The following is a 13,405-nucleotide window of genomic DNA, read 5'->3' on the forward strand; positions in this document are numbered from 1 at the left end:
TATGAGTTTGAACAGCCACCTGCCCAAGCAGGTCAAAATCGTCGAAGTAGGGCCGCGCGACGGCCTGCAGAACGAGAAGGAAAACGTACCGGCCGAAGTCAAGATCGAGCTGGTCAACCGCCTCACCAGCGCCGGCTTCCGCAATATCGAAGCGGCGTCGTTCGTGTCGCCCAAGTGGGTGCCGCAGATGGCCACCAGCGCCGAAGTCATGGCCGCCATCGAACGCCGCCCCGGTGTGATCTATTCCGCGCTGACGCCGAACATGCAGGGCTTCGAAGCCGCACTGGCCGCCAAGGCTGACGAAGTGGTGATCTTCGGTTCTGCGTCGGAAGCGTTCTCGCAAAAGAATATCAACTGCTCGATCGCCGAATCGATTGCCCGTTTCGAGAGCGTGGCCAAGGCCGCCAAGGATCACGGTCTGCGTCTGCGCGGCAGTATCAGCTGCGCTTTCGGCTGCCCGTATCAGGGCGAAGTGCCGCTGTCGGCAGTGGCCGATGTCGTGGGGCGCATGCGCGATCTGGGCTGCGACGAGATCGACATTGCCGACACTATCGGTGTAGCCACGCCGCGCAAGACGCAGGCGGTGATGGAAGAGGCGATCCGCGCCTTCCGTATCGATGGCCTGTCCGGCCATTTCCACGATACCTACGGTCAGGCGCTGGCGAATATCTACGCCAGTCTGGAAGTGGGTATCTCGATTTTCCATTCGTCCGTCACGGGTCTGGGCGGCTGCCCATACGCCAAGGGCGCGACCGGCAATGTGGCGACCGAGGACGTGCTGTACATGATGCAGGGGCTGGGTATCGAGACGGGCATCGATCTGGACATCGTGGTCGATGCGGGCCAGTACATAGCCCAGTTCCTCGGCCGTAAGGGCAATAGCAGAGCGGGCAATGCGATTGCTGCCAAACGCGTAAGCTAATTTGAATAACTTGCGCGGCCATTGTGCCGCGCAAGGTTCAGATTCTGTCGGGGGAATAAAAAAAAGACTCAGGAGCCGAAACTCTTGAGTCTTTTTTCTTGAATCTTGGTCGGAGTACAAGGATTCGAACCTTGGACCCTCTGGTCCCAAACCAGATGCGCTACCGGGCTGCGCTACACTCCGAAGAAGCAAGATAATACCTTCCTGCGCTGCAGTCGTCAAGTGCCTCGCACACATTCAGTCCCACTTAAGCCTTTTTCGACGCTGTATGTAATCATGGCGCCTGCAGATCTTAGCGAAAATGCCATGAATTTCTCTCTCGCGCCTCACTCATCGCTGGCTGCGCCACGTTCGCGCATCAGTGCCGGTGTGGCCATTTCGCTGATCCTGCATGCCTTGCTGATACTGGGCTACCGCTACACCCGACCTGCGCCCGCCGAAAATCTGTCGCCGCCAAACCGGATGACAGTCTGGCTGCAACCGCTCAAGCCGACGCAGGCAGCATCGGCCCGCAGCACGACACCGCAAGCCAGCGTAAATCGCAGTCACACCAGCCCATCGACTACGAGTAAAGCCCCGACGCTACAGCGGCAGCCAGCGCCCATCGTGGCCATGCCAGCCGCCGCCGATGCGCCATCGGCCACAACAGCAACGGCTGAGGCCAGCACCAGCAAAGCGGCCGATCCGCTGCATCCGGAAACCCGCAGGGAGGGTTTCGATATGCAGGCAGCGTTAAAAATGGCGCGCAAGGAAGCGAACCGCAAAGATCCGGCGCGGGCCGCCATGCCGGTATCCCAGCTGGACGACCATCCGCTGTATCCGGAGCAGAGTGCCAGCGAACTGGCGCGCAATATCGATAGCGCCAAGCGCCCCAGCTGCCTGAAGGGCGGCAGCATTTTCTCGCCGCTGATCTGGCTGATGGATAAGAAGGATAGCGGCTGCAAATTCTAGTCAGCCGCTAGGGCAGACTAGGCTTCGTCCTTGAGCTGCAGGGCGCGCTCGTACAGCGCATTCTTTTTGCGCCCCGTAATCTGGGCCGCCAGATTGGCCGCCTGCTTGACGGGACATTCGGCCAGCAGAATTTTCAGGATACGTTCAGCCTCGGCGTCGTTTTCCTCGTCGGCCGCCGGTGCGCCTTCCAGCAGCACGACAAATTCACCTTTTTCGCGGTGGCCATCGGCCTTCAGCCACGCCTCGGCTTCGGACAGCGGGCAGCGGTGGATTTCCTCGAACATCTTGGTCAGTTCGCGCGCAAACACCACCTGCCGTTCCGGCTCGAATACAGCCGCCAGCGCGCTGGCGCAATCGAGAATGCGGTGCGGCGCTTCGTAAAACACCATGGTGGCGGTGACCGCACGCAACGTGCCGAGGAAGTTCTCACGCTGCTTGGCTTTGGCGGGCAGGAATCCGACAAAATAAAACTGGTCATTCACCAGTCCACTGGCCGACAGCGCCGTCACAGCCGCCGAAGCGCCGGGCAGCGGCAATACGCGCAGACCGGCCGCACGCACGGCATCGACGATGCGCGCGCCGGGGTCGGACACAGCCGGCGTGCCGGCATCGGACACCAGCGCAATGCGTTCACCGGCCTGCAGACGGGCGATCAGGGTTTGCGCCACTTCGCGCTCGTTGTGCTGGTGCGCGGCAATCAGCGGCTGGTGCAGGCCGAACCGGGTCATCAGCTGGGCTGTGTTGCGGGTATCTTCGCACGCTACCGCATTGACCAGACTCAAAACATGCAGCGCACGCAGACTAATATCAGTCACATTGCCGATCGGCGTCGCCACCACATACAGGGTTGCGCTAGGATAGGTCTGGTGTGCCATTTCGCCCATCACGGGCAGGTTGGCGATAGAGCTGGTGGCTTGAACAGTCATGGAGGTCGGATGAAAAGAATGAAGTGGTGGCCGTTGTGCATACTAGCGGCGCTGGTTAGTGCCTGCAGCACGCCGTTCTGCAACACGCCCGATGGATTGTGCGCGCCCAGCACGGCAAATACAAGTGCTGTGCCGATGCCCGTGGTGACGCCCCCTGCGCCAGCGCCGATATCAGCCCCCTCGGCTGCTCCTGTGGTAGCCGAGCCGGCGCCAGAAGCGCAGGGCGCGCAGGTGTTCGCTATCCAGCTCCCCCCGCCTGCACCCGGCGTCAGCGCCAACCCATCCTACGTTTCGGCACCGCCAAGCGGCAACGATGTTGCCCCTCGCGCGCAGACCGAGGCAGCCACCAGTGCGAGCGAGGGCAGCACGTCCGCTGCCAGCAGGAATTCGGGCACGCACGTACGCATTGCCCTGCTGCTGCCACTGCAGGCCGAAGCACTGGCGCAGGCTGCGGGCGCGGTGCGTGACGGCGTGCTGGCCGCGTGGCAGCGCGAACCGGACAACATAACCATCACGGCCATCGCTACCAGCGACGTGCCGCAGGATGTGCTGTACAGCTACGCCCACGCCGTTCAGCAGTACGATATGGTGATCGGCCCCTTGTCGCGCGCTGCCGTCGGCACGCTGGCCGACAGCGTGCTGGTGACCAAACCCACCATCGCCCTCAACCTGCCGGAAGCACATGGCAGCGCCAGCACGCTGCCGCCGCTGATGCTGGCCATGGGGCTGTCGCTGGAAGAAGAAGCGCGCCAGCTGGCACGCCGCGCCCTGCGCGATGGTGTCACGGCCAGCGCCAGCATCCTCAGCACCACCACCACATGGCAGCGGCGCGTCGCCAGCGCGTTTGCCGACCAGTGGCAGGATGATGGCAAGGTGGCCAATATCGAGGAACTGGGCACGCCCGACGGAGCAATCAGCGAAGCCGAAATCCTGCAATGGTATGCGCGTCTGCGTACCGAGCGCCCCGGCCTGCTGTTTTCCGCCATGGGCGCCGAGCAGACCCGCCGCGTACTGGCACTGCTGGCCGATGCCGATGCCGCAGAACCCGATCCCGTGCTGCCGCAACTACGCCTGTACGGCACTTCGGCGCTGAATAACGGCAGCACGCTGCCCGCCCTGAACGGCGTGCGCCTGCTCGATCTGCCCTGGCGACTGCAGCCCGACCATGCGGCGGTGATGAGTTATCCCCATCCCGCCAGCGCCATCGGGCCCGATCTGGAGCGGCTCTACGCGCTGGGGATCGATGCCTACCGTGTGGCGCGCGCCATTAGCCGCCAGCCGGACGGCGTGATCCAGCTGGACGGCGTGACGGGCCAGCTCAGTGTGGATTTCGGCCATGGGCCGGCACGCTTCGAGCGACATGAAGCCATGGCCGAATTCCGCAACGGCCAGCCGCAGGTGCTGATTCCGTAGGCTCGCCATGGCCAGCACTCTGCAGCAGCAGCTAGGCCAGCAAGGCGAGGACAGGGCGCTGGCCTATCTGCAGCAGCAGGGGCTGCAACTGCTGGAGCGCAATTTCCGCTGCAAGGTGGGCGAGCTCGATCTGATCATGCAGCACGGTGCGGTGCTGGTATTTGTCGAAGTGCGCCAGCGCGCCAGCCACCGTTATGGCGGTGCGGCCGCCAGCGTCACGCCGGCCAAGCAGCGCCGCCTGCTGCGCGCCGCCCAGTACTTTCTGCTACGCTATGCGGCACTGCCGCCATGCCGCTTCGATCTGCTGGCAATCGACGGGGAAAACTTGTCGTGGATGCAAAACGTGCTCGAAATGTAAGCATTTTTTTCAGCACTTGTCCGGCGTGCCGAACGCCTGCACTATAATCAGCACACTATGAATAATCAACGCATCCTCTCGCACTTCCACGAAAGTGCCGAAATCAAAATCCAGTCTGCCACCGTGCTGGCGCCGCATATCGCTCAGGCCATCGACCTGATGTTCTCGGCGTTGTCGAATGGCAATAAGATTCTCGTCTGCGGCAATGGCGGTTCTGCGGCCGATGCACAGCACTTCGCTGCCGAACTGGTGGGCCGCTTCGAACGCGAGCGTTTCCCACTGCCAGCACTGGCGCTGACCACCGATACGTCCATCCTGACGGCGGTGGCCAACGATTACAGCTACCGCGAGATTTTCTCTAAGCAGGTACAGGCTTTCGGCCAGGCCGGCGACATTCTGCTGGCGCTGTCCACTTCGGGCAATTCGGCCAACGTCATGGCCGCCATCGAAGCAGCGCTGGAGCGCGAAATGCGCGTGGTCGCGCTGACCGGCAAAGGCGGCGGCGCCATCGGCAAAATGCTGACCGATGCCGACGTGCATATCTGCGTACCGGCGGACCGCACGGCACGCATCCAGGAAGTGCATCTGGTAACCATACACTGCATTTGCGACGGTATCGACGTCGCCCTATTCGGAGGAGATGTGAATGAGTAAGTCGTCCACCATCTGGCAAACCATGCGCCGACCGCTGGCCATGAGCCTGCTGTGCGCCGGTCTGGTCAGCTCGCTGTCGGGCTGCGTCGCACTGGTGGCCGGCGGTGCCATCTCCGGCACGCTGGCCGCCACCGACCGCCGCACCTTCGGTGCCCAGACGGAAGACCGCGCCATCGAAGTCAAAGGCGGCATCAAGCTCAATAATGTGATCGGCTCGGCCGGCCACATCAACATCAATGCCTTCAACCGCCGCGCCCTGCTGACGGGCGAAGTGCGTGACGAAGCCACCCGCGCGCAGGCCGAACGCGAAGTGGCCGGTATCGAGGGCGTGCTGTCGGTGATCAACGAACTGGAAATCGCCGGTAACACCAGCTTCTCGTCGCGCTCGAACGACACCATGATTACCACCAAGGTCAAAGCCAGCCTGATCGACCGCAAGGACATTTCGGCCAATTCCTTCCAGGTCGTGACGGAACGCGGCAACGTGTATCTGCAAGGTCGCGTCACCCAGCGTGAAGGCCAGATCGCGGCCGATATCGCCCGTGGCGTGAGCGGCGTGGCCAAAGTGGTCAAAGTCTTCGAGTACATCAGCGAAGAAGAGTGGAAATCCTTCCAGCCCCGTCCAGCTAGCAACTCCTGATCATGTCTACCACGCAAGCTTCCAAAGGCTGGGTCAAACCCGTACTGGCCGCTGTCGTTCTGGCACTGGCCGGTGCTGGTGCCTATGTCAGCCTGAACCAGCGTCCATCTGCGCCGCAGGTGGCGTTCGTCAGCATCAAGGGCGAGAAAATCGCGCCCGAGAGCCTGAAGGGCAAGGTGGTGATGGTGAATTTCTGGGCCACGTCGTGCACCACCTGCGTGGCGGAAATGCCGAAGATGGTCGAGACCTACAACAAGTTCAAGGATCAGGGTCTGGAGTTTGTCGCCGTGGCGATGAGCTACGATCCGCCTAACTATGTGCTGAACTATGCGGAAACCCGTGCGCTGCCATTCAAAGTGGCGCTCGATGCCGATGGTTCGGCCGCGCGTGCCTATGGCAACGTGGCCATGACCCCGACCACTTTCGTGATCGGCAAGGATGGCACCATTCTCAAGCGCTATCTGGGCGAACCGGATTTCGCCGCCCTGCACAAGCTGCTGGAAGAATCACTGCACGGCTAAGCCGTCAGAATCCCGCCTGCACCGATAGATAAGCACCACGCTGACGTTTCGGGTTGAATACGGTGATGTCGCCCAGCACCGCATAGGCCAGTGTCAGCGATAGCTGCTTGTTCGGGAACCACGCGACAAACGCATCGTAGTAGGCCTTTTCGTGATCCACGCCGAGGTTGTGCGGTTTGCGCCGGTATTCCGCACCGATGGCCAGTTTGCGATCGGGCAGATAGGCGACAGAAAATTCCGGCATCAAACGCATACGGTTGCCCTGATCGCCGCCGAAGCCTAGCAGTCCCATCTGGTTGGCGCGGGTGGCGCGCACGGTCGCATTCAGCAGCAGGCTATGTTCTAGCATCAGCTTGGTCGCGGCCAGATAGTAATCGTAGCCATGGTCGTCACTGGCGCCTAGTTGCTGCACTTTGCTCACCCCGAGCGCACCCAGCCCGCCCAGCCGCTGATGGCGCTTGTATAGAATGCCCGCTGCCACTTGCGGCATGGCGCTATCCTGATCGTAGACGATATCGCCAGCCAGCTTCACTTTGACACCGACGATCTGCTGGCGGATATCGAGCTGATCCAGCGGCGCCAGACTGCCTTTGAATTGCTGATCAGCCAGCGAGATTTCCAGCCGGTCGGCGATGCCGACCGCCACGCCGTAGCTGGCCAGCTGATAATCCTGCGTGCCCAGATAGGTGTAGTGGGCGTTAGCGCCCCAGCTATCGCGCGTACCATAACCGCCGATCAGGGCCCACGGCACGATGCCGCCGCCCGCCGCACCTTCCACCGTACTGACGCCGCCCGTGGCCAGTAGCTTTCCCATGTCCGGCATGGCCGGTGTGGCACGGGCCGTCACGATCTGGCGCTGCATGGGAGCCAGTAGCGCCAGCAGACGATTCGATGCGCTATTGGCTACGCCGTGCTGCTGCAGAGCGATCTGCAGATCCTCGGCCAGCGCATTGAACATGGCGTTACTAATCTGCAGATCCTGATGCACGGTCGTCATATCGCGGACCGTGCCCACGCCGTCCATGGTTTTATCACGGTGTTGACCGGTATAGCGGCACGGCCCGCCACTGAGCTCGCAAAACTGCTCCTGCAGGCGCTGATTCAGCTGCTCCAGATCGAAGTCGGCAAAGTTATCCTTGATGCGGGCATCGGCCAGCACCAGCGGCAGGAAAGTATCAACCACCTTGCGGATGCCCTGCTGGCCACCCAGCGCGCGGTAGAGCGTATCGTCGGTAGCCGCGATAGCAAAGGGGGACTGTGCCAGCACCGATGCCAGCAGCAAGCTCAGGCCATAATAGCGGACAGCTTTTCGCATCACTCGCCCGCCTTATTTCGGATACAGAATCATCTGGGTGCAGCGGAACAGCGCCATGACTTTACCGCTGGCCTGACACACCACCGTGGCATCCCACACTTGCGTAGTGCGGCCCAGATGCACCGCCTTGGCAGTGGCCACCACCACGCCTTCGCGTGCCGTACCTAGATGATTGGATTTGAGTTCAATGGTAGTGAAGTTCTGCGCGCCATCGGGCAAGTGGGCAACGCAGGCATAGCCGCAGGCGGTGTCGGCCAGCGTCACCACGCTGCCTGCGTGCAGAAAACCATTCGGTGCCAGATGGTGCGGTGTCACCGTTAGCTGCGCTACCACTTCGCCTGCGCTGACGCTGGTGATCGTGATACCCAGATGATCGGGCAGGGTACCCTTGCCGAACTGGTTGAAATATTCCGGAGTAAATTTGCTGGCATCCATTGATGACTTTCGTTTTCGCAAGGCAGAGCCCGATAGTCACGATGATAGCAAGTTGTGGCCGGCGCTGCGCGGGGCGGCCAGATTCCGCTGCGGGCCAGTTACCAGCTAGGGCGGCGAAGCAACATAACCCAGCCCGTCGGCCTTGACGATGGTGGTGGCCGTGGTCAGCGTCAGGTTCAGCTGCACCCATGGAAAAATACTATCCAGTGTCACCGGCTGGCAGACCACGAGATCGGCCACATCGCACAGGCGTACCCGCACAAACTGCACACACTGTGCGCTGTACAGATCCGTGGTACAGGCGACGCGGTTGGCTGCCGGTGAGGCGGGCAGCAACACCATCGGCTGCAGGCTCAGGCTGCCATCCGCACTGCGGGCTATGCTCAGGTAGTCGATGCGGACATGGGCATCGCTGAGCGGTGCCGCGAACAGCAGTGGGCCGGGGCTGTTGCGGAACACGGCATCCTGACGGATCTGCTGTAGCGCCATGGCATCGGCCGGATCCGTCTTGGCAGCGGCCACAGCGGCGCGCCGGCTGACTTCCAGCACCATATTGCTGGCATACAGGCCCTGAGCGATGGCCATCAGACCGAACAGCAGCAGCAGAAACACCCCCAGCACCAGTGCAAATTCCACCGCCAGTGTGCCGTGCTGCTTGCGCCTTGTGGCAAGGGCATGCATTTACTGCCCCACGTAAAGCATGGTGACGTTAGCCCTGAGTAGCAGGCCTTGATCCCCCAGAAAAGTCCAGCTGAACGGTGTCAGCAGCTCGTCCGTCACCTGCATCTGTACCAGCACTCTGATCTTGTCCGGCACACTCAGTCCGGTGCAGCCATCAGGCACGCAATCGATCACCACCGCCAGCGTTGATGGCCCCGGATGCAGGCCCGCGGTTTCCTGCTGGGCGATATTCTGTGCCAGTAATACCGCCGGCACCTGCGCCGTGCCGGCCACCTGCGATTTGAATTCGCGGCGCGATACGGTGGCCAGATAGCGCGCCGCATCATGAGCAGCCTTGTGCGCCGCCGTGTAATAGGCGAAATAGCGGCCAAAATACACCATCGCCGCTAGAAACAGCAGCAGCACAGGCAGAGTCAGCAACAATTCCAGCGTCGCGACACCAGCCTGCGGACGCCAGCGCCCGCTCATCGCACAATCTCCAGTGGTCCAGCCAGCGTCTGCTCGGCGGCGATGCCGGCAAATTCCCCATACAGGTGACTGCTATCGGCCGGCACCGTCATGAAGAATTTCCCCACCGCTAATGCGGTCGCCATACTGATGCCTGTGACCGCGACCGGACAGCTGAGCAAAGCCACATTCAGCACACGCCGCCCGCGCTGGCCCGGTGCACCGGCAGCAGGCGCAGCAAAGAAATTGCCGCCACTGGCCTGATACGGCGTGGCCGTCGCGCCAGCCGGATAGACTGCCGTTTTCAGGCTGGGGGCCGCGCTGCCGCTATTGACGGGATAGAGCAGATTCCAGCTCGTCTGGGTGGCACTGTATGGCAGATAACCGCTCGCTGGCTCGGCTTCACTGGCCACATAGGCAGAAAACGGCACGGCCCGTGCATAGCTCCACAGCGGACCGTATTTATCCGCGCTCGTATTGGCCGGCAGTATGGCCGGATCGGCATAGGTCCACAACGCTTCCGTCGTACCGGACGGCGCCGCCGGATAGGTGGTTGCGGCCTGGGTACTCAGGGGTGGCACGCTACCATTCATCCATGCCGCCGCGCCGTTGAAAAAGCTGCTGACGCCATAGGCTTTGACGTTCACATCCGGCGGTGCCGTACTGGCATTACAGGGCGCCGCGTACTGGCCAAAACGCGAATTCAGCTGGGCATACAGCGCGGCTAGCGGAAAAGGCCCCTGCACAGTCAACGTTCCGCCCGTCACGCGCGCCATGGCCAGCGTGCCGCTGCAGACAAATGGCTTGACCGTATCGAGTGCAAAATCCTGCGCCATGCCGGCGTTACCGGGTGGCGCGACAGGATCGATCAGATAATGCGCCCCGACACCATCCGTGTCCGCCGGATCGAGCTTCATCAAATCATAGCTGACACCACGGCGGAAGCCATATTGCACCAGCTCCGTGCCACGCGCCGCAGCGGCCTGCGGCGATAGTGCGCAGATGGCCAGTGGCAGCACGTTGATGGCGCCAGGACCGGCGATGCTGGGGGCTCCCACCGCCACCTGTGCCAGCGCGGCCGAAAATGCCCGTATAAAGACTGTGGAGAACAGGGTCAGCGCGGGGTCCAGCTGGAATGGATCGACTTTTACGTAGGCCAGCCCCTGCGCTGCACTGGCCGCAGCCGATGCATCCAGCCACGGGCCCTGTGCGCTGGCGGCAAATGCCAGCGCCGCCGGGTTCCAGCTGATACGCGCACGGCCATACTGGTAAAGCAGCCCATCGGTGCTCGTCAGGCGCTCGCTGGCTGCTGCCAGTGCCGCGTTCACACCGCTACTACTGCCATTCAACTGGCGCGCGGCAGCCAGCGCCAGCGCTTCTGTCAGACTCTGCACTTCGGCACGCCGGTTAAACAGCTGCCCCGTTTCCAGTGCTAATCCGGCCAGCCCCAGCAGCACCATCAGCATGGCGGCAAACAACACGATGACGGCGCCATGCTGGCCAGCATGCCCGCTACGCCGCCATCCCCCTGTTTGCACACGCATGGTCCGCTCCTCGCGCCGTCAGGCACTACAGAAGTTGCTATCAGGAGAGATTTTAGGCAGACCGGACCCTGTGTTCTTGCGTGTACTCAAGAACACGGGATAAAAAAAATGCCGGCCTCGATTGGCCGGCATCATCGCGCTTACAGTGGCTTATTCCACTGTGACGGATTTGGCCAGATTGCGTGGCTTATCCACATCCGTGCCACGTGCCAGCGCCGCATGGTAGGCCAGCAGCTGCAGCGATACCACGTGCAGGATAGGCGACAGCAGACCATAGTGTTCCGGCAAACGGATCACATGCAGGCCTTCGCCAGAAGTGATGCGCGAATCCACGTCAGCGAATACATACAGCTGGCCGCCGCGCGCGCGCACTTCCTGCATATTCGATTTCAGCTTCTCGATCAGGGTATCGTTAGGCGCGATCGTCACCACCGGCATTTCTTCCGTCACCAATGCCAGCGGGCCGTGCTTGAGCTCACCGGCCGGATAGGCTTCCGCGTGGATGTACGAAATCTCTTTCAGCTTGAGGGCACCTTCCAGCGCGATCGGATAGTGCATGCCGCGGCCGAGGAACAGGGCATTTTCCTTGCGGGCGAAATCTTCTGCCCATGCGATGATCTGCGGCTCCAGTGCCAGCACCGACGAAATCGCTACCGGCAGGTGGCGCATGGCTTTCAGGTGGGCTTCTTCTTCCGCATCGCTGAGCAGGCCATTGACTTGTGCCAGCGACAGCGTCAGCAGGAACAGCGCGGCCAGCTGGGTGGTGAAGGCTTTGGTCGAAGCCACGCCCACTTCCACACCGGCGCGGGTGATGTAGGCCAGTTTGCATTCGCGCACCATGGCGCTGGTGGCCACGTTACAGATGGTCAGCGTGTGTTCCATGCCCAGACTGCGCGCATGTTTGAGTGCGGCCAGCGTATCGGCCGTTTCGCCACTTTGCGAAATCGTCACCACCAGCGTGTTCGGGTGCGGCACGCTGTCGCGGTAGCGGTATTCGCTGGCGATTTCCACGTTGACGGGAATCTTGGCGACCGATTCGATCCAGTACTTGGCCGTCAGACCGGAATAGTAGCTGGTACCGCAGGCCAAGATCAGCACGCGATCGATCTGCTTGAAGACATTGTAAGCGCCGTCGCCAAACAGTTCCGGCATGATGCCGGTGACGCCTTCGAGCGTATCGCCAATCACGCGCGGCTGCTCGAAGATTTCTTTCTGCATGTAGTGGCGGTAAGGGCCCAGTTCGGCTGCACCCGTGTGGGCGTGCACGGTTTTCACTTCGCGCTCGACCGGCTTACCGGCACTATCGACCACCCAGATACGGCCCAGTTGCAGGTCGACCACATCGCCTTCTTCCAGATAGATGATCTGGTCGGTGGTGCCGGCCAGCGCCATGGCATCCGAGGCGACGAAGTTTTCGCCTTGGCCCAGACCGACGATCAGCGGTGAACCCTGACGGGCTGCCACCACGCGGTGCGGTTCTTCGCGGGCGAACACCGCGATTGCATAGGCGCCATGCAGACGCTTGACGGCTTGTTGCACGGTATCGAACAGGTCGCCGTTATACATGTGATCAACCAGGTGGGCGATCACTTCCGTATCGGTCTGGCTCTGGAATACATAGCCGAGGCCCACCAGTTCGGCGCGCAGTTCGTCGTGGTTTTCGATGATACCGTTGTGGACCAGCGCAATGCGGGCCTGTTCCGTGCTCGGCGAAAAGTGCGGGTGAGCGTTGTGCGATGCCGGTGCGCCGTGAGTAGCCCAGCGGGTGTGGGCAATGCCGGTGAAACCGTGCATACCGGCTTCTTCGATCTGCTTTTCCAGATCCGCTACACGCGAGGTGCTGCGCGAACGCTGCAGCTGGCCATCCAGATGCAAGGCCACACCGCAGGAGTCATAGCCGCGGTATTCCAGGCGTTTCAAGCCTTCGATCAGAATAGGAGTGATGTTACGCTGCGCAACTGCGCCGACGATGCCGCACATAGAAAACCTCGACTAGAAAAAGGAATCAACATGCTAGTGCAGGCATCATGAAATAAGCTTTCTATTTGATGTATATTGTGGAATATTATTTCACGATCACATTGATGTGAAATTTTCTTTCATTTTATTGGAAAATTTTTATGGATGAGATAGATCGTCGCATATTAAATGCCCTTCAAGTTGACGCTTCGCAAACAAATGCGGAACTGGCGCAGGCGGTGCACGTCTCCGCGCCCACTTGTTTGCGCCGAGTAAAGCAATTGACCGAGAACGGCTTGATCCAGCGGCAAGTGGCTATCATCGCACCGGAAAAGGTCGGCCCCAGCCTGACGGCAATTGTCGAAATCTCGCTGGACAATCAGGCGGCCGAACGCATGAGCGAATTCGAAGCTCATGTGGCTGACGAAAGCGCCGTCCTGCAATGCTACCGCGTGGCACCGGGGCCGGACTTTGTACTCATCGTGCAAGTCAGTGATATGCCCGCCTATCACGCGCTGGCGCACCGTCTGTTCACGGCCCATCGCAATGTGCGTAACGTGAAAGCCTATTTTTCTACGCTACGTAGCAAATTCGAAACGCGCATCCTGCTATAGCAACTTATCCTCTGACTATCCCCTG

15 protein-coding genes and 1 tRNA gene are annotated in these 13,405 nt (G+C 61.3%); 8 read left to right on the top strand and 8 right to left on the bottom strand.

The window, feature by feature from the left end; all coding sequences use genetic code 11:
* Position 1: 1 nt before the first annotated feature.
* A complete protein-coding gene (locus tag ABNT42_RS01995; RefSeq protein ID WP_348693331.1) occupies positions 2-922 on the top strand; it encodes a hydroxymethylglutaryl-CoA lyase in 921 nt (306 codons plus the stop codon).
* Between the two features lie 106 nt (positions 923-1,028).
* On the opposite strand, the gene ABNT42_RS02000 is transcribed toward ABNT42_RS01995, so the two are convergent.
* Positions 1,029-1,105, bottom strand: a tRNA-Pro gene (locus tag ABNT42_RS02000).
* A 123-nt stretch (positions 1,106-1,228) separates the two neighbouring features.
* Here ABNT42_RS02000 and ABNT42_RS02005 point away from each other — a divergent pair.
* On the top strand, positions 1,229-1,873 hold the full coding sequence (locus tag ABNT42_RS02005) for a hypothetical protein (RefSeq protein ID WP_348693334.1): 645 nt from the start codon (positions 1,229-1,231) through the stop codon (positions 1,871-1,873).
* Positions 1,874-1,890: 17 nt separating this feature from the next.
* On the opposite strand, the gene rsmI is transcribed toward ABNT42_RS02005, so the two are convergent.
* On the bottom strand, positions 1,891-2,799 hold the full coding sequence (rsmI, locus tag ABNT42_RS02010; RefSeq protein ID WP_348693337.1) for a 16S rRNA (cytidine(1402)-2'-O)-methyltransferase: 909 nt from the start codon (positions 2,797-2,799) through the stop codon (positions 1,891-1,893).
* A gap of 9 nt (positions 2,800-2,808) precedes the next feature.
* Between rsmI and ABNT42_RS02015 the strand changes: the two genes are divergently transcribed.
* From ABNT42_RS02015 to ABNT42_RS02035, 5 genes are read left to right on the top strand one after another with little or no spacing between them, the layout of a single operon-like run.
* Positions 2,809-4,212: a penicillin-binding protein activator gene (locus ABNT42_RS02015; RefSeq protein ID WP_348693339.1), complete on the top strand. Its 1,404-nt coding sequence runs from the start codon at positions 2,809-2,811 to the stop codon at positions 4,210-4,212.
* Positions 4,213-4,219: 7 nt separating this feature from the next.
* The gene (locus tag ABNT42_RS02020) at positions 4,220-4,570 is read left to right on the top strand and encodes a YraN family protein (protein ID WP_348693341.1); all 351 of its coding nucleotides are present in this window, start codon (positions 4,220-4,222) and stop codon (positions 4,568-4,570) included.
* Positions 4,571-4,627: 57 nt separating this feature from the next.
* Entirely contained in the window at positions 4,628-5,224 is a 597-nt protein-coding gene (locus ABNT42_RS02025) for a phosphoheptose isomerase (protein WP_348693344.1), read from the top strand.
* A complete protein-coding gene (locus ABNT42_RS02030; protein WP_348693347.1) occupies positions 5,217-5,864 on the top strand; it encodes a BON domain-containing protein in 648 nt (215 codons plus the stop codon). The genes ABNT42_RS02025 and ABNT42_RS02030 overlap by 8 nt, the downstream gene beginning before the upstream one ends.
* Positions 5,865-5,866: 2 nt before the next feature.
* On the top strand, positions 5,867-6,385 hold the full coding sequence (locus tag ABNT42_RS02035) for a TlpA disulfide reductase family protein (protein WP_348693350.1): 519 nt from the start codon (positions 5,867-5,869) through the stop codon (positions 6,383-6,385).
* A gap of 4 nt (positions 6,386-6,389) precedes the next feature.
* Here the strand turns inward: ABNT42_RS02035 and ABNT42_RS02040 are convergent, their stop codons facing one another.
* From ABNT42_RS02040 to glmS, 6 genes are all read right to left on the bottom strand, one after another.
* The gene (locus ABNT42_RS02040; RefSeq protein ID WP_348693353.1) at positions 6,390-7,700 is read right to left on the bottom strand and encodes a DUF3034 family protein; all 1,311 of its coding nucleotides are present in this window, start codon (positions 7,698-7,700) and stop codon (positions 6,390-6,392) included.
* Between the two features lie 12 nt (positions 7,701-7,712).
* Positions 7,713-8,135, bottom strand: a complete 423-nt coding sequence (locus ABNT42_RS02045) for a PaaI family thioesterase (RefSeq protein ID WP_348693356.1) — start codon at positions 8,133-8,135, stop codon at positions 7,713-7,715.
* 105 nt (positions 8,136-8,240) lie between these two features.
* A complete protein-coding gene (locus ABNT42_RS02050; RefSeq protein WP_348693358.1) occupies positions 8,241-8,816 on the bottom strand; it encodes a TadE/TadG family type IV pilus assembly protein in 576 nt (191 codons plus the stop codon).
* A complete protein-coding gene (locus ABNT42_RS02055) occupies positions 8,817-9,284 on the bottom strand; it encodes a TadE/TadG family type IV pilus assembly protein (protein WP_348693361.1) in 468 nt (155 codons plus the stop codon). It lies immediately after the preceding gene.
* Positions 9,281-10,807 (bottom strand): pilus assembly protein TadG-related protein, encoded by a 1,527-nt coding sequence (locus ABNT42_RS02060; protein ID WP_348693364.1) that lies wholly within the window; start codon positions 10,805-10,807, stop codon positions 9,281-9,283. The genes ABNT42_RS02055 and ABNT42_RS02060 overlap by 4 nt, the downstream gene beginning before the upstream one ends.
* A 150-nt stretch (positions 10,808-10,957) precedes the next feature.
* Positions 10,958-12,787, bottom strand: coding sequence for a glutamine--fructose-6-phosphate transaminase (isomerizing) (gene glmS, locus ABNT42_RS02065; RefSeq protein WP_348693366.1), 1,830 nt, complete (start codon positions 12,785-12,787; stop codon positions 10,958-10,960).
* 140 nt (positions 12,788-12,927) lie between these two features.
* Between glmS and ABNT42_RS02070 the strand changes: the two genes are divergently transcribed.
* Complete coding sequence (locus ABNT42_RS02070; RefSeq protein ID WP_348693369.1) at positions 12,928-13,380, top strand: Lrp/AsnC family transcriptional regulator; 453 nt, start codon at positions 12,928-12,930, stop codon at positions 13,378-13,380.
* Positions 13,381-13,405: the final 25 nt, after the last annotated feature.

The sequence above is a fragment of the Duganella fentianensis genome (assembly GCF_964031615.1).
Taxonomy (GTDB): domain Bacteria; phylum Pseudomonadota; class Gammaproteobacteria; order Burkholderiales; family Burkholderiaceae_D; genus Rugamonas; species Rugamonas fentianensis_A.